23 protein-coding genes and 1 pseudogene are annotated in these 22,282 nt (G+C 33.7%); 7 read left to right on the top strand and 17 right to left on the bottom strand.

Annotation, left to right across the window (positions count from 1 at the left end; genetic code table 11):
• Positions 1-28 precede the first annotated feature (28 nt).
• The 10 genes from QZV68_RS06300 to QZV68_RS06255 form a co-directional block, all read right to left on the bottom strand.
• A complete protein-coding gene (locus QZV68_RS06300) occupies positions 29-739 on the bottom strand; it encodes an MJ0144 family RNA dihydrouridine synthase-like protein (protein ID WP_363137084.1) in 711 nt (236 codons plus the stop codon).
• Between the two features lie 29 nt (positions 740-768).
• Positions 769-1,530, bottom strand: a complete 762-nt coding sequence (locus QZV68_RS06295; protein WP_296879648.1) for a GTP cyclohydrolase III — start codon at positions 1,528-1,530, stop codon at positions 769-771.
• Between the two features lie 20 nt (positions 1,531-1,550).
• Positions 1,551-2,456 carry a 2-phospho-L-lactate transferase gene (gene cofD, locus QZV68_RS06290; RefSeq protein ID WP_296879646.1) on the bottom strand — a complete coding sequence of 302 codons (906 nt, stop codon included), beginning with the start codon at positions 2,454-2,456 and terminating at the stop codon, positions 1,551-1,553.
• Between the two features lie 10 nt (positions 2,457-2,466).
• Positions 2,467-3,231, bottom strand: a complete 765-nt coding sequence (locus tag QZV68_RS06285) for a coenzyme F420-0:L-glutamate ligase (protein WP_296879644.1) — start codon at positions 3,229-3,231, stop codon at positions 2,467-2,469.
• Between the two features lie 36 nt (positions 3,232-3,267).
• Positions 3,268-3,894: an IMP cyclohydrolase gene (locus QZV68_RS06280; protein ID WP_296879642.1), complete on the bottom strand. Its 627-nt coding sequence runs from the start codon at positions 3,892-3,894 to the stop codon at positions 3,268-3,270.
• A gap of 14 nt (positions 3,895-3,908) precedes the next feature.
• The gene (locus QZV68_RS06275; RefSeq protein ID WP_296879640.1) at positions 3,909-4,322 is read right to left on the bottom strand and encodes a biopolymer transporter ExbD; all 414 of its coding nucleotides are present in this window, start codon (positions 4,320-4,322) and stop codon (positions 3,909-3,911) included.
• A gap of 9 nt (positions 4,323-4,331) precedes the next feature.
• Positions 4,332-5,171, bottom strand: a complete 840-nt coding sequence (locus QZV68_RS06270) for a MotA/TolQ/ExbB proton channel family protein (protein ID WP_296879638.1) — start codon at positions 5,169-5,171, stop codon at positions 4,332-4,334.
• 94 nt (positions 5,172-5,265) lie between these two features.
• Positions 5,266-5,880 carry a ribonuclease HII gene (gene rnhB, locus QZV68_RS06265; protein ID WP_296879636.1) on the bottom strand — a complete coding sequence of 205 codons (615 nt, stop codon included), beginning with the start codon at positions 5,878-5,880 and terminating at the stop codon, positions 5,266-5,268.
• Between the two features lie 43 nt (positions 5,881-5,923).
• Positions 5,924-6,997, bottom strand: coding sequence for a rod shape-determining protein (locus tag QZV68_RS06260; protein WP_296879634.1), 1,074 nt, complete (start codon positions 6,995-6,997; stop codon positions 5,924-5,926).
• A gap of 2 nt (positions 6,998-6,999) precedes the next feature.
• On the bottom strand, positions 7,000-7,596 hold the full coding sequence (locus tag QZV68_RS06255; RefSeq protein WP_296879632.1) for a hypothetical protein: 597 nt from the start codon (positions 7,594-7,596) through the stop codon (positions 7,000-7,002).
• A gap of 406 nt (positions 7,597-8,002) precedes the next feature.
• Between QZV68_RS06255 and QZV68_RS06250 the strand changes: the two genes are divergently transcribed.
• Genes QZV68_RS06250 through QZV68_RS06235 form a run of 4 tightly spaced genes read left to right on the top strand, consistent with a single transcriptional unit; the run spans position 8,003 to position 11,039 of the window.
• Complete coding sequence (locus QZV68_RS06250; RefSeq protein WP_296879630.1) at positions 8,003-8,698, top strand: archaetidylserine synthase; 696 nt, start codon at positions 8,003-8,005, stop codon at positions 8,696-8,698.
• Positions 8,699-8,754: 56 nt separating this feature from the next.
• Positions 8,755-9,897, top strand: a complete 1,143-nt coding sequence (locus QZV68_RS06245) for a DUF515 domain-containing protein (RefSeq protein WP_296879628.1) — start codon at positions 8,755-8,757, stop codon at positions 9,895-9,897.
• Positions 9,898-9,945: 48 nt separating this feature from the next.
• Entirely contained in the window at positions 9,946-10,665 is a 720-nt protein-coding gene (locus QZV68_RS06240; RefSeq protein WP_296879626.1) for a sortase, read from the top strand.
• 2 nt (positions 10,666-10,667) lie between these two features.
• The gene (locus QZV68_RS06235; RefSeq protein WP_296879625.1) at positions 10,668-11,039 is read left to right on the top strand and encodes a dihydroneopterin aldolase family protein; all 372 of its coding nucleotides are present in this window, start codon (positions 10,668-10,670) and stop codon (positions 11,037-11,039) included.
• 4 nt (positions 11,040-11,043) lie between these two features.
• Here the strand turns inward: QZV68_RS06235 and mfnA are convergent, their stop codons facing one another.
• From mfnA to rplJ, 3 genes are all read right to left on the bottom strand, one after another.
• Entirely contained in the window at positions 11,044-12,201 is a 1,158-nt protein-coding gene (gene mfnA / locus QZV68_RS06230) for a tyrosine decarboxylase MfnA (protein WP_296879623.1), read from the bottom strand.
• Between the two features lie 61 nt (positions 12,202-12,262).
• A complete protein-coding gene (gene ppsA, locus QZV68_RS06225; protein WP_296879621.1) occupies positions 12,263-14,542 on the bottom strand; it encodes a phosphoenolpyruvate synthase in 2,280 nt (759 codons plus the stop codon).
• A gap of 171 nt (positions 14,543-14,713) precedes the next feature.
• The gene (gene rplJ, locus QZV68_RS06220; protein ID WP_296879619.1) at positions 14,714-15,196 is read right to left on the bottom strand and encodes a 50S ribosomal protein L16; all 483 of its coding nucleotides are present in this window, start codon (positions 15,194-15,196) and stop codon (positions 14,714-14,716) included.
• A gap of 222 nt (positions 15,197-15,418) precedes the next feature.
• On the opposite strand from rplJ, the gene QZV68_RS06215 reads away from it, so the two are divergent.
• The gene (locus QZV68_RS06215) at positions 15,419-15,649 is read left to right on the top strand and encodes a KEOPS complex subunit Pcc1 (protein WP_296879617.1); all 231 of its coding nucleotides are present in this window, start codon (positions 15,419-15,421) and stop codon (positions 15,647-15,649) included.
• 188 nt (positions 15,650-15,837) lie between these two features.
• Complete coding sequence (locus tag QZV68_RS06210; protein WP_296879615.1) at positions 15,838-16,923, top strand: hypothetical protein; 1,086 nt, start codon at positions 15,838-15,840, stop codon at positions 16,921-16,923.
• Here QZV68_RS06210 and QZV68_RS06205 read toward each other — a convergent pair.
• Complete coding sequence (locus tag QZV68_RS06205; protein ID WP_296879613.1) at positions 16,903-17,997, bottom strand: nucleotidyltransferase family protein; 1,095 nt, start codon at positions 17,995-17,997, stop codon at positions 16,903-16,905. The genes QZV68_RS06210 and QZV68_RS06205 overlap by 21 nt on opposite strands.
• A gap of 87 nt (positions 17,998-18,084) precedes the next feature.
• Between QZV68_RS06205 and QZV68_RS06200 the strand changes: the two genes are divergently transcribed.
• The gene (locus tag QZV68_RS06200; RefSeq protein ID WP_296879611.1) at positions 18,085-19,341 is read left to right on the top strand and encodes a dihydroorotase family protein; all 1,257 of its coding nucleotides are present in this window, start codon (positions 18,085-18,087) and stop codon (positions 19,339-19,341) included.
• Between the two features lie 44 nt (positions 19,342-19,385).
• Here QZV68_RS06200 and QZV68_RS06195 read toward each other — a convergent pair whose 3' ends face one another.
• The 3 genes and pseudogenes from QZV68_RS06195 to QZV68_RS06185 all read right to left on the bottom strand — a co-directional run.
• On the bottom strand, positions 19,386-20,621 hold the full coding sequence (locus QZV68_RS06195; RefSeq protein ID WP_296879609.1) for a 4Fe-4S binding protein: 1,236 nt from the start codon (positions 20,619-20,621) through the stop codon (positions 19,386-19,388).
• A 21-nt stretch (positions 20,622-20,642) separates the two neighbouring features.
• Positions 20,643-22,070: a Ni/Fe hydrogenase subunit alpha gene (locus QZV68_RS06190; RefSeq protein ID WP_296879607.1), complete on the bottom strand. Its 1,428-nt coding sequence runs from the start codon at positions 22,068-22,070 to the stop codon at positions 20,643-20,645.
• A 1-nt stretch (position 22,071) separates the two neighbouring features.
• Positions 22,072-22,282 (bottom strand): annotated as a pseudogene (locus tag QZV68_RS06185) (F420-nonreducing hydrogenase); the annotation flags it as partial.

Here is a 22,282-nt window from a genome sequence, read left to right as displayed (position 1 = left end):
CTTTCTAATAACAATTGTTTTAAAAATATTAAAATTGAGAAATATTAAAATCCAGATTGCCCGAAATAACTGCCCTCGCTATTGAAAATCCATAAACGCCAGAATTAATCATTTTTTTAATATTCTTTTCACAGTTCATGGAGTTATTTCCAATTACTTTAATATTCGTATTGTCACAAATCTCTTTTACGAGGTCATAATCAGCATCAAAAATACCTTTTTTCATAGCATCAATATGCAAATAATCTGCACCGGCATCATCAATTACTTTAGCGATTTCTACCGTATCAATCCCATCAACATTAGCCCTAATCTTAACTGAAACTTCACATTCGACATCATCAACAACATCAGATATAAAATTTCCCAAATCAGGATTCAACAACATTTCCTGTCCACAACCAATAGACCTGATTTCATCTTGGCGACAATGACAATTAATTTCAACAATATCAAGCTTTTTAATTTTACCAACTTCAATAATAGGTTGTGGAGTTGTTGCCCTAACGTTTGCAGATACTTTTACATCACTATGAACTTTTTTAATAGATTCAACTTCATTTTCAATGTATGAATAAATCTCATTTAAAGGAAAATCAAATTCCTTTCTTCCCCTTTCAATAATTCTTTTACTTGCCTCAATAGTTGGTTCATCCAAACTATATCCGCCTAAAGTAGCCACATCAAAACCCAATGGAATAACACGATTTAAAAATTCGGAATCTGAAATTCCCGCCATTGGCGCAACTACCTTCATCATAAAATCACTTAGTATTCTTTTTCAATTACCCAGGTCCACATTTCATTGTTATTTGCTCTGATTTCTTCAAGACCAATATCTGCCATATATGCCGCATCTTCAGCATTTTTACCTCTGCCGATACCTGCTTTAAGTTTAATTCCAATTTCTTCATCAATTTCAACCATGATTTCTTCGATTTCCTTTTCGGATAAACCGTTGCATGGTGACATGAAGTTATCTCCACCAATGAAGAATAATAATGCTCCTTTCTTAATTAATTTAGTCATCAAATAATGTTGAGCCTTATTGACCATGAAACTTGTATCAAAAGCAGATTCAATGTCAGTTAATGTTTCAGTTACACTGTTAATGTCAATATGTGCTGCTTGAACATAACTGTCTTCTTCGCTGACTAAACTGTCAATAGCTAAAATTTCCTTTCTTTCACCAGATTGTGCACTACCTGCTTTCTGAAGAGCAATAGTTGCTAATTTTTGAGCTTCATGAGGAGTTTTTGCAGCTCCAACACCCATACTTATGGTAATAGGATATCTGTTTCTGATTGACCTTTGGATTCTTAAATGATCTTCCTCATCAAGACCATTTGAAATTGCAAGCAAATTATCAAATCGGGTAAAGAATACTAAACCTTTCTTATTACCGAAATGATTATTTAAATCAGCAAATAAACTAGCTTGAAGCATTTGTAAATCAGATTCAGTACGTGGCCTTGGAGTTACAGTCCACGGCCCGTAATTGTCAATTTGTATTAATGTCATTTGTATCATTTAATATTCGCCTCTTTTAATTAAAGAATACTACCCATAATAATTTGTGCCAGATTTTTTTTAGCACCTAAATTATTCATTATAGTATTTGTAACTGTTACCTTATTAACTATTTGATTTATTTGTTGTTTTTTATCATCATCTTTGTTATCAATGATAAAATTATCTAGAAAATCTTCATATAATGATGCCACACCAACTGATGAAACTTCAATACCCAACGCTTTCATAAACTTGCTTGCAGGACCTGAAACTGAATCATTACCAATAATTGGAGATACTGCAACAACATAAGTATCTTTCAAAGCATCTTTTACACCATCCAATGACAATATAGGTGAAATTGAAGTGATGGGATTGGACGGGCCAATAATAACCGCATCGGATTTTTTTATTGATTCAACAACCCCTGGTGCAGGTGAAACATTGGAAAATTTGACGTCAAGAACTTCAGGTTGGGATTGATATTTTATTAAAAAGTCATGAAATTCCAATTCACCGATATCTGTAATTATCTTAATATCTGAATTTTCATCACTCATAGGAATTATTTTAGACACAATGCCCATTTTTTCAGCCTGAATCTCAACCGCCTTTGTAAGACCATATTCTTTCATCAGTTGAGTCTTTTGAATCTTAGTTGCCCTATCAATATCTCCGATTCTAAGCAACTCAGGACATCCAATCTCTTCAAGACGTTCATGAGTAATGAAAGTATCTCCCTTAACTCCATACCAAAATTCATCATTAATCATGCCAGTCATGGTGTATAAAACGGTATCAATGTCTGCAGATACATAAACACCGGAAAAATAATCATTTTCCAAAGTATTAACTATAATTGTCAATTCAGATGGATCAACAATTTCTTTTAGCCCTTGCAGTAATTTTGGAGTACCTGTGCCTCCGGATAAAACAGTAATCATAATATCAAACTCATTTTCTGAATACATCAAATTCTTTCGGCATGATAATGGAATTCATATTAGAGTCAACATTCCTTAAAGTGTCAAAACTATTGAATCCTCTAATAAGAACAACAGGAAGACCTTCATCAGCTTGTCCCATAATAAGGGATGCTGCAGCAGCCAATTCATCAGCAGTTGCAATTTCAGTAGTTTCCAATTCACGACCATACAAATCCTTTTCTCCAACCCTTCTCCAGAGAGGGGAAATTCCTGAACATCCAATTGCAGTTCCAATAGCTCCGAACCTAAATGCCCTTCCCTGAGTATCTGTAATTATTACCGCAATTTCTTCGCCAAATTCATCTTCCAAAAATTCGCGAATTTCAAAAGCGGACTTGTCAGGGTCAATCGGCATTGGAGTTGCTAATCCTTCAGCCACATTTGATTCATCAATACCTGCATTAGCACAGACAAAACCGTGCTTGGTTTCAGTTATTATGAAATTGGGACCCACTTCAACAACTTCATTTGATTCATTTAAAATTGCTTCAACTAACTTTGGGTCTTTTTTAGATTTTTCAGCCAAATCCAATGCTTTTTTGGACGGAGTTAATTCATCAATATTTATGAAATTACCTTCAGATTTTGAAATTAAAGTTTCAGCGATTAAAATAATATCCCCATGAATTAAAGAGCAGCCCTGATTATCTATTGCATCCTTAATTATCTGTGAAATATCGCTTGAAGCATCAACAATGGGAATATTGTCTAAACCAATCAATTCAATTGTCATAATATCAACACAAAAATTAAAAAAAAATAAAAAAAGTTATGGATTATAGACATCAATAGTCCATTCTCCATCAAAAACAGCTGCTCCAGAAGTTACTGGCTTTTTATAATTAGCAAAAGTACCTTCATCAAAAATAAATTTAGCAGAATCAGCAGCAGTTTTCGCCTCAAATTCTACAACATCAGGTAACTGACTACCGTAAGTGGAAATGAATACTGCTTCACTGTAAGGAACTGCTTCAACTAACAATTTTTTATCGTTGGCAATTCCAACATAACATCCATATTCATCTTTCTTATTGGTAGATGTAACAACACCCGCAATTCTAGGAGTATGATAATCATCCTTTTCATAGTCCATAGTAAGCAATGAATATGCAATAGCATCCTTAATGTTCATTCCCAATGATATCTTGTCTGCAATAACATCAGTATGGGCACCGTTGGATACGATTGCCATGTCTTTTACAATACGAATACAATTATATGTAATATATGTATTCTCGTAGATATCCTTTTCAAAACCTTCCTTTGGAACAATTGCTGCGCGATTATCAAATTTTAAGCATTGCCTATTCGGAAATGACCTACTTGATACACGGTATGCCACAAAAGGTTTACCATCATTATTCATACCAATTGATAAAATTCTCCCCGTATACATTTTTATCCCTCTATTTAAATCTCCGGACGTTGAACTGCCACTTCTGGAGGCACTCCTGGTGGAGTAGTGATTTCAACAAGACCTGGTTTGATTTTTATTTCACCTTGATCTACGACTTTTGCCTGCACTCCCACGGCACTACCCGCAATGGCATCCGAGCGATCTTGGCCGTTGACTGTAACTTTATGTAACCCTGCTACAGGCACGACATAATATTCCTGGTCACCAGAAACATCTGTTACATTCGGTTTTCCTGATGCATTCTGTGTAACATCATCTGTTGCATCAGTCTGAACGTCAGCTGAAAAATTACTTGTAACTACTAAAAAAATCAGTATAGTAAATAAAATATCAATAAATGGAACCAAATTAATGCTTGGTTTTTGATCAAGAACTTTCTTTTTATGCTTTCTTACATCAATTGCCATTTAATCACCTTATTGTCTTAGTTTACTCTCAGTAATTTCAGCATTAACATTACATTTCTCTAAAATAATATTTGAAATACTTTTATTCAACATACTTGGCTTGAATGAAACCTTAATATTAGCATAAGGATCAGAAATTAACCTAGTATTTACAACTCCATCAGCTTCTTGAAGAGCCTCAAGAGCGCATTCCACATTAGAATCAACTCTAACTTTAACTACAGCATAACCCCAATTGGTCATTTTAGTAGCAAGCTCGATTTTATCCATTTCAGCTTCAATTAAACCTTGGATATATGTGTGAAGAGGAAGCAAAATAATAGCAACCAACAAACCCATGATTGTAGTAGTTAAAGCGACATAAATACCTTCAGCCATAGCTGCAGAATCAGGATGGACACCTAATGCCTTGAATGTCATCCAAATACCAATTACAGTACCAATCAAACCTAAAAAAGGAGCCAATTCTGTAAGAGTTTTAATGGTATCCAGACCTTTAGTCATTTTAGCCACTTCAACAATGAAAATTTGTTCCATACTTTCTTCAACTTCAGTTTTATTTTTATAGCCTATCTTTAAAGTTTCAGAAATAATTCTTGAGATAGGGTTTTTAAAACCATTAATTTGTTTTAAAGCTTCAACAGCACCGCCACGTTCCATAGAAGCAGTTACGACACCAAAAATTTCTGTAGTGTCAACTTTACTAATTCTCCTAAGGTATGCAATTTTTCTAATAGCAATAATCAAACCATAAATACCAATAAAAAGAATTATATATGTGATAATCCCACCTTGAGTGAAAATATCTATAATACTGTCAAAAAATGGACCGATATATTCTATAATCATATTCATCCTCTAATTAATTACATTTTATATAAAATATTTATAAAAATAAATTTATTAATACATATACTTAAATATTATTTAAAAAAATAAGAAATCATTTCATTTTTGAAACCGTAGCCCATGACCTTCTAACGAATTCTGGCATCTCATCATAAGTATAATTAGATAAAAACTCTTTTGTTGTAGGATCAGACGGGTATCCTGAACCAATTCCGCCCATTTTAATAAAATCTTTGTTAATTTCTGCAATTTGAGCATCTCTTTCGGCCTTTGCAATAATAGAAGCTGCACTTACTTCAATGTATTTATCATCTGCCTTATGTTCGGCAATTACATTTACACCGGTTGATTCACAAAGATTATTCTGGAATCTTTCCGCCTTTACATCCACAGCATCAACAATCGCCTTTTCAGGATTCAATTTTATTATCAAATCCCTCATAGCATTCTTCTCAATATCATTAAGGTTGATTCCATCAGCCCTCATCTGGTCAATTTCCAAAGCAGAAATAACAACTATTTCATACTCGAACATTTTCCTCAGCTTTCTTGATAAAATAGTACGTCTGTTTGGAGTTAATCTTTTTGAATCCTTAACACCCATTCTTTCAAGGACCTTTTCCATTTTTTCAGGGACGATAACTCCTGCAATAACCATAGGTCCTAAAACAGAGCCCCTTCCGGCTTCATCAATACCCAAGATATCCATAAAAATCAGTAAAAAAAAGTAAAAAGGAAATAAATAAAAATATTTATTTCATAGCCCTAAGACGGACTTCAGGTTCTAATGCGAGAGGTTCTGCAGCAACGATAGCAGTACCTTTTGCAACGACAGTCATAGGATCTTCAGAAATTTCAACAGGAATAGAAATTTCATCGAAAATTCTTTCTTTTAATCCACGAAGTCTGGAACTTCCACCAACAGCAACAGCATTGTTATATACTCCCATCATTAACTCCGGAGATAATCTTTCTAAAATTACATTTAATCCGTCAACGATTTGTTGCATGAATGGTTCTACAGCATCAGCAACCAACATTGAGTCAATAACAACTTTCTTAGGCCGGTTAGTTTCTAAAGATTTACCAATAACTTCAACACTTAAATTTTCAAGTTGTTCGGAACAGTGAACCATACCAACTTCCATTTTTGCGGATTCTGCATCATGAATACCAATAGCTACATCATATTTTTCTGCGACAATTTCCACTATTTTATTGTCAATGTCATCTCCACCACATCTGACGGTTTCAATGTCATTAATACCACCAAGAGATATAATTACAATATCGGTTGATCCAGCACCGATGTCAATAACCATAGTACCATTTGGTTCGGCGATAGGTAAACCAGCACCAATAGCTGCTGCTAATCCTTCACTGATAACTAAAATATTTTGAGCACCAGCTTTTCTACCAATTTCTTCAGCAGCATTCTTTTCCACTTCAGATGCATCTCCAGGAATTCCGATAACTATTCTTCCAACACTTTCTCCCTCATTAATACCAATTTGCATTGCTTTAATGAGTAATGCTTGTGCTTGAACAACATTTTCGATAACTCCTTTTTTCAAAGGTCTTACAGCGAGTATGTCCTCAGGAGTTCTTCCAAGCATTCTTTTAGCTTCTTCCCCAACAGCCAACACTTCAGATGGGTCATCTTTTTTTACTGCAACAACAGATGGTATTTGATATAAATCAAATTTGTCCCCTGAAGGTTTTGCAATAACAGTGTTTAAAGTTCCTAAATCAATTCCTAAACTATTACTAATAACTTTAGTATTAGTAACTTGTGGTTCTTCCTCATCCTTTCCAAAAATATTCATGATTAATCCTCCGTTACAATGTCTTTAAAATCGATAACGAAAATTCTATTTGATGTAGCGATACTTTGAACCTTATTTACAAATAAGTCATCATCAACAGATATTAAGATTGTTGACAATACAACTTCATTAGCGTTGTAAAACGGTTTCAAAGCAGATTTGATGAAGTTTGGTAATTTTACTTCATTACTTATATCAATATTAATGAAACTAGTAGTTTGAGATTCCTGCACGATTGCAAAAGAAATTTCGGGAGCTACGAAAGCCATCAAATTAGGTTCTTCAACCAAATATTTTGGAGGTATACTGACACAAGCTCCTCCACGTTGTTTAGTATCCTTTTTGAAGTCATTTATTATAATTGAATTACCATAAAGCATGATAAAATCAAATTTTTTATCTAATTTTCCTTCATTTAATATAACATGTTCTCTAAACAATATTTTGACATTATGATTTGATGCAATAGCCTTATATGCCATAGCATCTATTAAATCAGCATTTCCTGCAATAATACACCAACTTTTCTCAACTTTATATGAATCATCAGTGGTAACCATTGCAGCTTGTCTAAGGACACGTATATTATCTTCAATCATCGAACTACACACATTATATTAATTAAGTCATATTAACTTCAAAAATAGGAGTTAAAATTAAAAAATAATTAAAATTAATCATTTAAAATGTTAACTACATACCTGTTTTTAAAGTCTAACAATTAATATTTTTTCAAACTATTATTATATATATTTTATCGTTTAGTGTTATTTTAGAAAATAAATAAATAAATTTCAATTTTTAAAAGGTTACTTACTAAAATCAATATTAAAATAGAAAAAAACTAATTGATATGTAATTAAATTTTAAAAGAATAAATAAATAAACACAAATGACAAAAAATAATACTTATTAATAATTAAAAATAAATATAGATAATAATTAAGCGATTTGCAAGATAAAGTTAATAAGAAATGAAACAAAAAGTATTACCGGAGTTAAAATATGGAAATTGAAAGAACTGATATCCAAAGTTTCGTAGCAATATCCGACCTCATTTCATTATTGAATATGAGTTCAGGATTTTTATCAATAATACTTGCCATAAATCATTTTTTTGAATTATCAGCATTATTAATGATTGTTGCTATTATGTTTGACTCCGCAGATGGTTGGGTAGCTCGAAAAACAAATAGAAATGACAGTTTAGGATTTGGAAAAAATATAGATTCCTTATCTGATATTGTATCATTTGGTGTAGCTCCTGCAGTATTCCTTTATACATCACTTAACACCACACCAATGCCGTTGCAAACAATTGTAATACTTGTCAGCTTATTAATTGTTGTCTGTGGAATCCTGAGATTAACCAGATATAATGTGATAGCAGACCATATTAAAACAAGCGGTTTTATTGGCTTTCCGATTCCAGGAATATCCTTTATATTAGCCACATTATATTTAAGCGGATTATTTAATATTTATTCAGCATTGATTTTGGCTTCAATAGTCTCAATTCTAATGATAAGCAATATAAAATATCCGAAATTCTCAAATATGCCAATAATTGCAATATCCTGCATATTGATTATATTGCTAATACTTCCAATTCCAACAATAGTATATGGTATTAACGTGCCCGCTTTAATATTACTATTATTCTGTCTATACTACCTTATAATTAATTTAATTAAAAAATGAGATCAATTTACTCCTATTAATTAAATTAACCATCAAAATTAAAAGGAGTATTGAAAATGAATAATAAAAAACCAAAAGATAGATTATATCCGAATGGTTTTGAAGAAGAATTCAATGAAATTTTACCAAAACCAAAAGACGATGAACTATCACTATTGAAAAAGTTTAATCATAAACTTGGAGTTTATTTAACTCCAAACGATACGGACATAACAGAAAATGAACGAAAAAGAAAAATAGGCGTGATAATAACCATTTTCATATTATTAACATTAATAATTTCATCATACTATTTTTTAATCTATGAACCTGGTCAAAAAGAACTATCCCTAGAGAAAACAACAAAAATAAACGAGCTTCACGAGTACTATACAGGCGCGCTTGCAACATCACCGAATGAAATGGCTTTAGAAAACGAAATTAAAAACGGAAAAGACATCGGTGAAATCGAAAGAATTGACATCATCGGCCCTGCCACCAAGGACTGGAAATCATATCATCACAAATCAATAAAATCGAACATTGACAAGTATAACAGAACAATGGCCGTCTATTCAAATGAAAGCAAAAATGTAATAATGTCTCAGAATGATGCAACAAAAATCGTCAATGAAAACGATGCCCGAATTTTATCAAAAATCAAATTTGAAAAACCAAATACAGTTTCAGTTCCGGTATTGGTTTCAAGGCTCCAGGCAGGTGCAGGACTGGTAAATGTTGGAAGTATAGTAGACATATATTCCAATCTAAACGATACCGGAGAAGAATTAAACACAACCAACACAAATCCCGACATTAGCGGATGCACAGTTTTGTCAATAATGAGATATGAAGAAAACGGAGAGGTTGATTCAGAATACTCGAAATCAAAAATGACAGTACATGGAAACAGTACCAACCCTCAGGAAAATTCAAGAAAATTTTCATCTAATGTACTGGAAATGATAAAAGGCAGCATAATGAACGGATACAATGAGAAGGAAACTTTCGAACTGCTTAAGAATTACGGCATAAAACTGTCAAATTATGAAAGGCAAATTAACTTAGGCGATTTGGATGCCCAATATATGCTTTTAATTGAAACCCCACAGGACAAAGTTAATTTTATGCTGAATAATATGGATAATATCGTACTTACAATTCCTACAACCAATGCCCCCGATTGGATGATAAATGAAATAAGTTCAACATATGATTAAGAAAACTATTATTAATAGAGATGACAAAGATATAACAAAAGTGATATTATGAAAAAACCAAGCATCATGACTATAATTATTATTATTTGTCTATTGATAATTGGATTATATGCCATGGGGGAGGTTAATTATTTCTCATCCAAAATAAGTATTGAAAGAAATGTTGAAGCTCCAACTATTGTAATCCCATCAATAGGCGTTCAAGAGAAAATAAATAATGTATCTCTCAGCCAAGGAGTTTTTCATGAATTAGACTCATATAATCCAGACAGTGGGGATGTGCTGATTTTCGGACATAGAACATTGCAGGGTTCCCCATTTTTAAGGCTTAATGATGTACACATTGGAGACAGCTTCATGCTAGAATGGCCTGGAATTGGAGAATTGCATTATAAAGTAGTGGATTCATTCATAGTTCCTGCATCATACGAACTTAATGCGCAAGAGGGAGGCAAAAATGTTTATCTGATTACATGCGACCCTATAGGATCTACTGAAAATAGGCTGATTGTTAAAGGAGAATTAACTGATACACAACCAATTAATACAGAAATCATCAAAAATAATCCTCAAGAATCATATGGTTTGTTCTTAACAGCACTATTTTTAGTTTTCGGACTCATATTTAGCTTTTTCTACCCTAAAGACAATAGGGGATACATATTGGCTACAGTCCTGATAATCACACTAGTGCTGGTATTCTTCTGTATCTTCCCGATACCGTCGGAGATTATATATGAGAAGATAATCCTGCTGAATGGAGGATAAACATGGATGTGGATGAAAAATACTTTTCAAATATAACTAAACGGGAAAGAGCAATATTTGAGGGTGCAATAAGTATGGGAGCTTTATTCCACCAATTTGTGGGAACTCCCGTTAACAAGCACTCAAAAAAAAGTTTAGAAACAAGCATGGAAGAATCTTTAAAGTTGCAGCCTGCAATCGAAGATGTGAAAGTCAAAATAAGATTTGACAAACTTGAAGAGTCAATGACCGAATTTGACTATACTTCGCTTACCGGTGACATGCTGGACGTTAAAATTTTTACAAAAGTGGATAATGTCAAGGCAACTATAAGAATAGAATTTATAGAAGAACTCAATTATCCATTAATGTATGTAGAAAATATAGAAGAATGATTAGTTAGTAGATTTTTTTCAAATCTTCTAACAATTCTTTTAAATGACTTTTTTTAATGTGATTCATCAGCACCATGCGAATTGCAACGGGACATTTTGCAACGGAAACTTTCCATCCTAGATTATCCAATTTTTCTGCAAACTGATGAGCTTCAATTTTAGGATGGTTGAACGCCAAAATATTTAATTCCGGTTCACAAACAAGTTCATATCCGATTTCTTCCAAACCTTCTTTTAAAAAATAGGTATTGTCCATCAAATTTCGGGCAATTTTTGAATATCCTTTTTTGCCAAAATATTTCATGATTGCATAAGTGGCTGCAGAAGATGCGCCTAAACGAGTTCCAACAATTGTGGATTGAGTTTTTACAGTTAAATAAGGAGAATCGACTGCCATTACCTGCAGATATTCCTCTTTTCTAAAGATAATTCCGCCAGCAGGAATAGGAGCCAGGCCCATTTTATGTGGGTCTACAGTAATTGAGCAAACCCCTTCCAGAGAAAAATCAAAAACAGGCAAGTCATAACCCGCTTCCTTTAGAAATGGAATTGAAAATCCTCCAAAAGCAGCATCAACATGGAAATAGATGTTATTTTCATGTGCAATTTTCGAAATCTCTTCAATTGGATCAATTAATCCCAATTCAGTAGTGCCCGCAATTGCAACTATAGCGACAGTTTTATCTGAAATAGCTTCCCTTAATGATTCGACATTAATCTTATAATCATCATCAAGCTTAGCTTCAACTATTTTTAAATTTAACATGTCTGCTGCTTTTTTAAATGAAAAATGAGCAGAATCTGGAATGATTATTTCACCGTCAACAATGCCCTTATATTTCCTTGCATGATTTCTTGCAGCACGAATAGCCATAATGTTGGCTTCAGTGCCCCCTGTAACGATATTTCCATATGGATTCTCAAGAGACAACAGATTACCAATAGATTTAATCACTTCCCCCTCAATATGTTTAGTTCCTTTAAACAGTCCAGGGTCTCCCAAATTAGTATCCAGAAATTTGCAGTAAACTTCTTTTGCAAATGGATGGGCTTCAGTACACATGGACCCTAAAATTCTGCCATCTGCATAATTATAATCTAATTTATGGATTTCTGACAATTCATTTAGAATAGTTTCCTTATCTATCGGTTCATCTTGCATAAAATACCCTAACTTAAAAATAATTAATCAAAATAAAAATAAAAAAAAAGAAAGAATAAAATTATTCTAAACGTTTACGAGCAGCGTCGAGAATAATTTTTTGTTCGGCTCTAGCAACAGTTTTTCTCACATCGGCAATAGCATCAGTATTTGATGAAACACTTGAAATACCGAATCCAACAAGTTTTTCAACAATGTGAGGTACGCTGCCTGCTTGACCACAAATACTACATTTAACACCTGCTTCAGCACATTTTCTAATTGTTCTTTCAATTAATTTCATTACTGCAGGGTGTTCTTCAGAGTAGTGTTTTGCTACAAATTCATTGTTTCTATCAACAGCAAGAGTGTATTGAGTTAAATCGTTGGTTCCTAAACTTACAAAGTCGATTCCAATTTTAATGTACTCATCAATCATTATTGCAGCTGCAGGAATTTCAACCATCATACCGAAGTCAACATCTTTGTGAGGTTCGAAACCAATTTCGGAACATAATGCTTTAGCCTGTACCAATTCAGCAGGACTTTGGGATAATGGAATCATGATTCCAATGTTTGTGTATCCTTTTTCATGTAACTTTTTAATAGCTTTGAATTCACATTTAAGGATTTCAGGCTGGTCGAGTTCTCTTCTGATACCTCTCCAACCAAGCATAGGATTGTGTTCTCTAGGTTCGTTTTCTCCACCTTCTAAGGTAATGAATTCATCAGTTGGAGCGTCTAAAGTCCTATACCATACAGGTCTTGGATAGAATGCATCTGCTACAATCTGAACATTTTCTGCAATTGTATCAATTAATTCATCTTCTCTTCCATCAGCAATGAATTTGCCTGGGTGAATACCTGATGTCAACATCAAGTGCTCGGTTCTTAAGAGTCCTACACCATCAGCACCTGTTGCAGCTGCTTTTTCTGCAGCTTCAGGCATACTTACATTAGCTTTTACTTCAGTAACAGTAATAATCGGAGCGGCTTCAACAGTTCCTTGAACAGCAACAGCTTCTTCTTTGGTTTCAGAAATTCCTTCAAATACTAAACCTTTTTTACCATCCAATGTGACTCCGGAATTTTCTTCCAAAGTATTTGTAGCACTACCAGTACCTACAACACAAGGAATACCTAGTTCACGGGAAATGATGGATGCATGGCATGTTACACCACCCTCATCGGTTACGATACCGCTTGCTCTTCTCATAGCTGGAACCATATCAGGTGTGGTCATAGTTGTAACCATGATGTCGCCGTCTTTAATTTTATCCAATTCATCAATATCAAAAACAATCTTAACTTTACCGGAGGCCATACCTGGACTTGCACCAAGACCCCTTACTAAAACATCACCTAAATCAGATGATTCATCATCATCCGCTTTAGCTTCAACATCACCTAAAGTAGTGATAGGTCTAGCTTGCAATAAGAATAAGTTATCTCTTTCAAATGCCCATTCAGTATCCATTGGTTCACCGTAATGAGCTTGAACTCTTTTACCCATTTCTGTTAATTCAATGAGCTCTTCATCAGACAATACTCTTTCGTTTCTTTTCTCTTCAGGAACTTCGACTTTTACACTAGTACCGTTTTCATCATTAGTGTACATTACCTTTTTGTCACTGATGGTTACATTGATAATATCATTGTCTTTTTTGTCGACTTGATAATTATCAGGAGTTACATCTCCGGACACTACGGACTCACCAAGTCCCCATGATCCTTCAATTAAAGCAATTTCTTCACCAGTTGATGGGTTTACGGTAAACATTACACCTGCTTTGTCAGCATTTGCCATTTTTTGAACTACAACAGCAATATATACTTTTGAGTGTTCAAAATTGTTTTCTTCCCTGTAGAAAATTGCTCTTGCTTCAAATAAAGAAGCCCAACATTTTCTGATATATTCTATTACTTCCTCATTTCCAGAAACATGTAAAAATGTATCTTGTTGACCTGCAAAAGAAGCTTCAGGTAAATCTTCTGCGGTAGCTGAAGAACGAATAGCTACATCAGTATCATCTTCACCAACTTTTTGGCAAAGCTGATTATATGCTTCAAGAATTAATACAACCATGTCTTCAGGAATAGGAGCTTCATTAATAATAGCCTTGATTTCTTCAGCGGCAGCTTGAAGAGCTTTTGTATCATTTATGTCAATTTCTTCAAGAATACTCATGACCTTATTATTAATTCCAGCCTCTTCCATGAATTTTTCATAAGCTTGAGCAGTTACTACAAAACCTGGCGGTACTGGAATGCCCGCTTGAGTTAATTCACCCAAATTAGCACCTTTTCCACCTGCAATCCCAATATCGGATTTATTTAAATCCTCAAATTTTACAACATACATGAAATATAACCTCTTGGATTAAAAATATATTACATTGACAATACTTAAAAAGTCAATATTATATTTTAATATGATTTTTAATGTTTAAATATTTAATGAAAAAAATTTTAAAAAACAACGAATTAAAAAAAATAATAAAAAAAAAGTAGAAAAAAGTTTAGTTAAAACCATCTATTTAACTAAATCTTCACCTTTGTCGACAACAATTTTACATGGAACTGGCAATTTCATGCCTGCTCTTCTTAATGCAGTTTTTGCTTCTTCAAAGTTTTTTTCTTGACAGTCAATAGTGATAATTCTTTGACCTTTTTTAACGATAGCTTCAACGCTGATAGGTTTACCGAATGCGTTTCTCATACCGCTTTGTACCCTATCCGCACCTGCACCGGTAGCCATTGGGTTTTCCCTTACGATTTGGTGTGGGTAAACTCTTAATTTTAAGTGGTAACCCATTCTACCAGCAGCTCTTTGCATCAATCTGTTGGAAGCGATCCTTGCAGCTTCCAAAGAATTGTGTCTGATTTGAGCCGGCTTTTTAACAGCTAAACTTACAGTAACTGGGAATTCATCTTTTAAGTTTCCCATATCGTATTGTACGATTCTTGAATTTGGGGTTTTTCTAATATAATCTCTTCTAGTATAAGCACGAACCATTATTATTCCTCCGAAATAAAAATAACATGTTTAACATGTTTTAATTAAAAAAATAGCTATGAATAAGTAAATTTGAAAATAGCTATATAAAAATTATATATCGTAATATAATAGAATACTTAAATATATTAATTTAGTTATTAATAAAGGTTACCCTATTTTTGAAATTTAATAACAAAATTATATTTAAACATAATAACTATATTAATTTATAGTGATATCATGAAAGTATCCGGAAATATTACATTTAACTTCAAAAATGAAAAAGACGCCAAGCTCATATTCGATAGTTTGGAAGTCGATAATGAAAATTATCTTGAATCAGACTTATCACAAAACAAGATCAATTACAAAATTACTTCAAAAAACTTGGGAAGCTTTCTGACAACAGCAGACGATTTAATAGCTTCCGAAATTGTTTCTGAAAAAATTATCGAAAATACTCAAAAATAAGATTTTATAATATATTTAGTACTTTTGAATAAGTGCTCAAATTTATAACAATAAATTCTAAAAAAAGTAAATTTTTCTTCAAAAAAATAAAAAAATAAAAAACATTTGTAAAGAAATTTTCATGAAAAAAAGTTAAAAATAGCAAGTTTTATATAAATAAAAAAAAATATATTAAAATATTATTTTAAATGAAATTGAGAGAGTGTTTAATTATGGCATGTCATTATCATCCAGAAAGAGAAAGTACTGATACATGTGCGATATGTGGAAAACCAATCTGTAAAGAATGTGGTTTAGAAATTGCAGGCAAAATTTACTGTAAAGACTGTTTACAAAAGATTGTAGGTATAGGATTAGATAAAAACAATGAACCTACTGAAAAACAACCAGTTAAAGAAGCACCTGTTGAAAAACCAGTAATTGAAGAACAACCAGTTGAAAATATTTATGACACCAAAGAAGAAGTCATTTACGCTTCAGAAGAACCTGCTCCACAGGAAACACAAAAAGTCGGTGATGATTCACCATATAATATTAAAGACAACATTGAGTATGCAGGAGGTTTGGAATCATCCTACTTATCTGAAACTGAAGTGCCTCAACAAAATGCACCAAAAGAAGTTCAATACTTCGCAGATGAACCACAACCTTCTCCAAAAGAAGTTGAATACTTCGCAGAACAACCTGTTACACAAAACGCTACAGAAGAGGAATTTATCTATCCTGACCACTCCTATGAACCTGAAACTACCAGTGCTAGAAGGGATTTAGAAGACAAATACGAAAAATATTTGGATGATTTATACTTTGATGAAAAAGAAGTTCCTCTAAACGAACAGCTTGCAAAAGATGAAGAACAATTTGGATCATTAACCAGAAGAGAATACAAACCTAGTGAAGCTCCTGCTAAAGACCAAAAAAGAGCAAGATCCGAAACTCCAGAAGAAATGGAAGCTAGAATCAGAGCCGAAATTTTAAAAGAGCAAGGTATTGAACCTGTAGAAAAGGAAAGCAAGAAAGGCATATTGGGCAGAAGCGGCAAACAATCCAACGAAAATATACATAATTTAAACTACCAGGATGAAAAAGAGCCAATGGGTGTTGTTGACATATTATTAACAGTAGTTCTAGTAATTGTCATTTTAATTGTTGTATATTACTTGATTTACTTGTTCGTATTACATTCAACTTATCCAACATTCATGGATGCTCTATTCGGACTCACAAATCCACAAAATGTTATTAACAACATTTTAAGCGGAACTCCAAAATAATGAAATATTTTCATTATTTATTTTTTGTTTAAAACTTTCCAAACACTCTTCATTTTTATATCCTAAAATCCGGATATTTGATGGGTACCTGTCAATATATTCGGAAATATCACTTTTTTTAATCGGATTTTCTAAAATGCTTAATATACGTTCCTTAAAATGAGTTGAAAATCCGCGTAATATTGATTCTTTTAACTCAGCAATATCATCAAAAGATCTGTTTTCAATAATGTTGCTTGCCAATTTTTCATTGAATAGATTTAGACCAGCCAACTCATCAAAACCATAATCATTAGCCGTCTGCAATATGGATTTCTCATCTCGAATGCCATAGATTATGGAATCATTTTTTATGGCATCCCGTAAAACATCAATAGTCTTTTGAGGCATCATATCCAAGACATCATCAAAATTGTCTTCGAGAATGCTTTGTCTTATCAATGTACCGCTGACACCACCTATTCTTTCAACAAACAGAAACTTGTCTTTATAATCAAAGCCTATTTTTGATAAAGAATTTGCAAATGATGCGATTACATAATTGTCTTCCTCAAGTTTATCTCTTAAAAGAATTTCACCTGTAGTTTTGTCAACTATCTTATATGGTTTGGGAGCAACGTGATGGCCCATATTTATCCTTTTTAAAATTTCATCAAATCCTTCAACCTTCTTATAACCTCTTGGAATATAAGACGTGTTTAATGCTTTAAACATCTTGCAAAGACATAAGGAATACTGACCCGAACCCATGATTCCCATCGGAGGCCCTTCGACAACAACATCCGCACCGACAGAAATGGCAATTTCAGCCCTAAGTTCCCTTGGAAGTATATATGGAATGCCTCGGCCACTCCTTTCAAAAAGTCCGGGCACAATAGCAACAAACAATGAATCAGGAAAATGATGTTTTGCTGTTTTCATACAATGATAATGACCGTTATGCAAAGGATTGTACTCAGTAAAATCGGCCACCAAATCAATATCAGAAGTGGTATCGGAAATTTTGCATTCACATTCCAAATCTTTGAAAAACAATTTCTTATCCCTTTTTAGAATAGATGAAACTTGAGACATATATTAACATATAACCATCAAATTAAAAAAAATTTATGTTTTATTAATTCAAAATATATTATCAATCTACACTTTAGGAGTAAAAACATGGATTTAGTAATTAAAAACTGCAAATTAGTTGATAAAACTGGAGAATTTTATATTAAAATTGATGAAGGAAAAATTACCGACATATCAAAAACACCACTTGAAGCAAGCGAAACAATTGATGTTAAAAACAATTATGTTCTTCCAGGATTCATCGACCCCCACATACACTTTAGAGATCCTGGTTTAACTCAAAAAGAAAATTTTAAAACTGGAAGCTTGAGCGCTGCAAACGGAGGATTCACAACAGTGTTCGACATGCCAAATACACTTCCAAAGACAAACACATACAAGGCACTTAAAGAGAAAATCAGGATAGCCGAAGATAAATCCGTCGTTAATTTTGAACTTCTGGTGGGAACAAACACTCTTGAAGAAATGGAAAAAATGATGAAGCTCAATCCAATAGCCTTCAAGATATTCATGGATTTGGAAAGTGATGAGAGCCTTGAAGAGAACTTTCATAATTTATCAATATTAAAAGAAAAAACCAATTACAACGGCATTGTGGCAACCCATTGTGAAAAGAAATCCATTGTTGAAGAAGAAACAGCCAGATTAAAAGAAAAAGATGAAAATCAAGCCATAGATTATAGTTATGCAAGACCTGCTAAATCTGAAGACGAATCAGTTAAACAAGCCATCGACCTTGCAATCAGAAATAATTTATCTTTGCATATCTGCCATCTAAGCTCAAGGAAATCATTAAGTCTTGCAAAAAATGCAAGCAAAACACATGCTGTAAGTTGGGAATTTACACCACACCATCTATTGCTAGACAATTCAGCATACAATATATATGGCACATTCATAAAAACCAATCCACCACTAAGAGAAAAACAGGACAGCATAAACATCAATGATTTGGATGAAAATTCAATTATTGGAACCGACCATGCACCTCACACAATGGAAGATAAACAAAAAGGAGTTTGGAATTCATCACCAGGCATACCAAACCTGGAAACTGTTGTACCACTGCTTTTAACCGAAGTCAATAAGGGAAACCTGGATTTCAAGTTGATTCCAAAAATATTTTCTGAAAACGCCTCAAAAGTATATGGCCTAAAAAACAAGGGCGAACTGTCTGTTGGAAAAGATGCTGATTTTACCATAATTGATTTGAAAAGAGAAGGCACTTTCAATATTGAAGAATTCAAAACAAAAGCAGAATATTCACCATTTGACGGCATGGAATATATTGGAATGCCAGTAATGACAATAGTCAACGGAAAAACAGTAATGAATAAAATATAACTAATTTTAAAAAAAAAGAAAATAAATAAGGTGTGTTTTCACACCTATTTATAACATAATGCGTCTTCAGGACATGCTTCCATACATTGACCACATAAAGTACAGAATCCTGCAATTGGTAATTTAGGATTGTCTGTTTCGTGGAGCATATCGTATGGACATGCTTCGATACAGTCACCACATTGGTCACATTTAGATGGGTTGAATGAAATCCTATCTCTAGCAACAGGTTCGCCATCAATAGTTATTTCATATTGTTCTACTTTCAATGCATCGTTAGAACACATGGAAGCACATGCTCCACATCTAATACAACTTGTGAAAGATGGTTCTGCATCAGTTTCTACTAAAGCAGGGCATGACATACCAGTTTTGGTAACTACACGAATTGCTTGAGTAGGACATTTGTTAGCACATGCACCAACGAAATCACATTTTTCAACATCTCTTCCGATACCTTCTGCATCTACAGGTGCACCTTCACCCCATTCTACATCAATTTCTAATGCATCAACAGGACAAAGTTTTACACATAAACCACATGCAGCACATACGCTAGGGATTGCAACAGTTAAACTAGCACTGTTAGCAGCAATGAAATCACCAGGACATGCTTCTACACAAGTGTTACAACCGATACATTTAGCGGAATCGAAAGTGAAAGATTGGATTTCTTTGGAACGTTTGACTGGTACTTTTTCAGCAATGTAAATTGCATTCCAAGGACAGGTTTGTGAACATAAACCACATCTAATACAGTCATCGTTTACAGTAACAGGACTTCCAACTTCTTCAAGAGTAATTGCGTTTACAGGACAAGGATCTACACAAGTTCCACATCCAACACAATCTTTGATGTATACAGGACCTTTTCCTTTGAGATCTAACTCATATTCAGCAGGTTCTTTAATACCTGGAACTCCAATTACATCTACTGGGCAAATGTCAACACATTTTTGACACATTACACAGAATCCTTCAACTTCTTTTAATTTTTCGCCTGTGACAGTGATTGTTTCTTGAGGACAAACTTCTTCACATTTACCACAAGAGTCACATAATACTGAGTTGAATACTAATCTTTTTTGGGTGATACCCTCAGCGATTTCGTAATCTTCAACTTTTAATGCGCCTTGTGGACAAACATCTGCACATTTTGGTTCGTCGCCACAAGTATCACAGTGAATAATAGATTCAGGTGTTACCTCAATAGCTGATGTAGGGCAAGTACCTTGACAAGCACCACATTTTATACAGCCATCTTCATTAAATACTATCATTTATAAAAAACCCCCTTAAATTTAGAATTTTTTAATGAGGTTTCCTTCACTGTCTACAATATCTACTTCAGCTAATCTCATTTGGCTATCCATTGAGTGGGTAGCACAAGATAAACATGGATCGTAAGCTCTGATAACCATTTCCATTAAGTTGAAAATACTATCATCAACTTCTACACCAGGTTTGATGTAATCTTTAGCAACTTGGTGAATACCCATTTCCATAGCTGGGTTGTTTTGGATTGTAGCTACAACAATGTTAGCATAATTACATAATCCATTTTCATCAGATTCGTAGTGGTGGATTAAAGTACCACGAGGAGCTTCTACAATACCTACACCTTTACCTTCAGTTCTTTCTAATTCATCTGGGAATTTTTTACCGGATAAATCTTCTTCTAAAGCTGCTGCAGCACATTCAGCTGATGCTAATAATTCGATAAGTCTAGCATAGTTGAATAATAATGGTGCTTGAGCGTATCCGAATGCATCACGGAATGCTTTAAGAGCTTCTTGAGCAAGAGGTGCTTCTTTAGGCATTTGGTCACAAACGTTAATCCTAGATAATGGTGCAACTCTGTAAATACCTTCTGGGTATCCCATTTCTTTAATGTAAGGGAATTTTAACCAGGAGTAAGGTTTTACGTGTTCTGCAACATAGTCAGTGTACTCTTCGTTTCTGTATTCGAACATGTCACTGCCGTCTTTATCTTTGAATCTAATGTTACCGTTATATACATCCCAAGTTCCATCAGGTTTTACAGTACCACAGTGTCTAGTGTCACCGAAGTTACCTAATGAGGAAATTAAGTCAATGTTTTCTTCAAATACTGGAATAGCTAAGTCAAGAGTAGCTTGTGCTAATTCTACGTTTTGTTTAGCTCTTTCAAGTAAGTCTTTTTGAGTATCAGCATCTAATTCGGTAGAAATACCACCAGGAGTGGATGAGGTAGGGTGAATAGGACGACCACCTATTTTTCTAACCATTTCTAAACCGTTTCTTCTGATATTAATTGCTTGAAGTGCAATTTCAGGCATATCTTTAATAACTTGGAAAACATTTCTTGTTTTTCTGGTTCCGTTAGGAATGATTAAATCTGGTGCAGCTAAGAAGTAGAAATGGAGTGCGTGGGAGTGCATGTATGAACCCCAGTTCATAATTTCTCTCATTCTGTATGCAGCAGGTAAGATTTCATAATCATCGAAACCGAAAATTTGGTCAACTGCTTTAGCAGCTGCTAAGTGGTGTTGTACATCACAAATACCACAAATACGAGGTACTAATCTTGGTAATTCTTCTACAGGACGGCCTGTTAAGAATTTTTCAAAACCTCTGAATTCCATAACGTGTAATCTTGTTTCTTCTACATTTCCAGCATCATCAAGATGTACTGTAATTTTAGCGTGTCCTTCAATACGAGTGACAGGCTCCATAGTAAGTTTAACCATTTTATTCTCCTCCTTTCTGCATTTTTATAGGTACTAAAGCTGCAGGTAATGTGTAAGAGTAGAAAGTACCTACAATATCATCTAATTGATCAGCTACAGTTTCAGGATCAACTGTTTTATCTTCGTTTACACCGTAGTCAGATGCAATCGCACTGATCATTTTTGCTCCTTGATCTAATACTTTAGCAGTAGGACCGTAACATCCTCTACAT

This window comes from uncultured Methanobrevibacter sp., assembly GCF_902801725.1.
GTDB lineage: Archaea > Methanobacteriota > Methanobacteria > Methanobacteriales > Methanobacteriaceae > Methanocatella.
This window is presented reverse-complemented; position numbering and strand designations above follow the sequence as displayed.

Excerpts from the sequence above, each read along its gene's own strand:
- QZV68_RS06205 (WP_296879613.1), bottom strand. The coding sequence starts at position 17,997 with ATGTCTCAAGTTTCATCTATTCTAAAAAGGGATAAGAAATTGTTTTTC.
- QZV68_RS06285 (WP_296879644.1), bottom strand. The coding sequence starts at position 3,231 with ATGACAATTGAATTGATTGGTTTAGACAATATTCCCATTGTTGATGCT.
- QZV68_RS06255 (WP_296879632.1), bottom strand. The coding sequence starts at position 7,596 with ATGATTGAAGATAATATACGTGTCCTTAGACAAGCTGCAATGGTTACC.
- QZV68_RS06280 (WP_296879642.1), bottom strand. The coding sequence starts at position 3,894 with ATGTATACGGGGAGAATTTTATCAATTGGTATGAATAATGATGGTAAA.
- mfnA (WP_296879623.1), bottom strand. The coding sequence starts at position 12,201 with ATGCAAGATGAACCGATAGATAAGGAAACTATTCTAAATGAATTGTCA.
- cofD (WP_296879646.1), bottom strand. The coding sequence starts at position 2,456 with ATGATTACTGTTTTATCCGGAGGCACAGGTACTCCAAAATTACTGCAA.
- rnhB (WP_296879636.1), bottom strand. The coding sequence starts at position 5,880 with ATGGATATCTTGGGTATTGATGAAGCCGGAAGGGGCTCTGTTTTAGGA.
- QZV68_RS06270 (WP_296879638.1), bottom strand. The coding sequence starts at position 5,171 with ATGATTATAGAATATATCGGTCCATTTTTTGACAGTATTATAGATATT.
- QZV68_RS06195 (WP_296879609.1), bottom strand. The coding sequence starts at position 20,621 with ATGATAGTATTTAATGAAGATGGCTGTATAAAATGTGGTGCTTGTCAA.
- QZV68_RS06300 (WP_363137084.1), bottom strand. The coding sequence starts at position 739 with ATGGCGGGAATTTCAGATTCCGAATTTTTAAATCGTGTTATTCCATTG.
- QZV68_RS06275 (WP_296879640.1), bottom strand. The coding sequence starts at position 4,322 with ATGGCAATTGATGTAAGAAAGCATAAAAAGAAAGTTCTTGATCAAAAA.
- QZV68_RS06250 (WP_296879630.1), top strand. The coding sequence starts at position 8,003 with ATGGAAATTGAAAGAACTGATATCCAAAGTTTCGTAGCAATATCCGAC.
- QZV68_RS06245 (WP_296879628.1), top strand. The coding sequence starts at position 8,755 with ATGAATAATAAAAAACCAAAAGATAGATTATATCCGAATGGTTTTGAA.
- ppsA (WP_296879621.1), bottom strand. The coding sequence starts at position 14,542 with ATGTATGTTGTAAAATTTGAGGATTTAAATAAATCCGATATTGGGATT.
- QZV68_RS06235 (WP_296879625.1), top strand. The coding sequence starts at position 10,668 with ATGGATGTGGATGAAAAATACTTTTCAAATATAACTAAACGGGAAAGA.
- QZV68_RS06295 (WP_296879648.1), bottom strand. The coding sequence starts at position 1,530 with ATGATACAAATGACATTAATACAAATTGACAATTACGGGCCGTGGACT.
- rplJ (WP_296879619.1), bottom strand. The coding sequence starts at position 15,196 with ATGGTTCGTGCTTATACTAGAAGAGATTATATTAGAAAAACCCCAAAT.
- QZV68_RS06260 (WP_296879634.1), bottom strand. The coding sequence starts at position 6,997 with ATGAATATTTTTGGAAAGGATGAGGAAGAACCACAAGTTACTAATACT.
- QZV68_RS06190 (WP_296879607.1), bottom strand. The coding sequence starts at position 22,070 with ATGGTTAAACTTACTATGGAGCCTGTCACTCGTATTGAAGGACACGCT.
- QZV68_RS06240 (WP_296879626.1), top strand. The coding sequence starts at position 9,946 with ATGAAAAAACCAAGCATCATGACTATAATTATTATTATTTGTCTATTG.
- QZV68_RS06200 (WP_296879611.1), top strand. The coding sequence starts at position 18,085 with ATGGATTTAGTAATTAAAAACTGCAAATTAGTTGATAAAACTGGAGAA.
- QZV68_RS06215 (WP_296879617.1), top strand. The coding sequence starts at position 15,419 with ATGAAAGTATCCGGAAATATTACATTTAACTTCAAAAATGAAAAAGAC.
- QZV68_RS06210 (WP_296879615.1), top strand. The coding sequence starts at position 15,838 with ATGAAATTGAGAGAGTGTTTAATTATGGCATGTCATTATCATCCAGAA.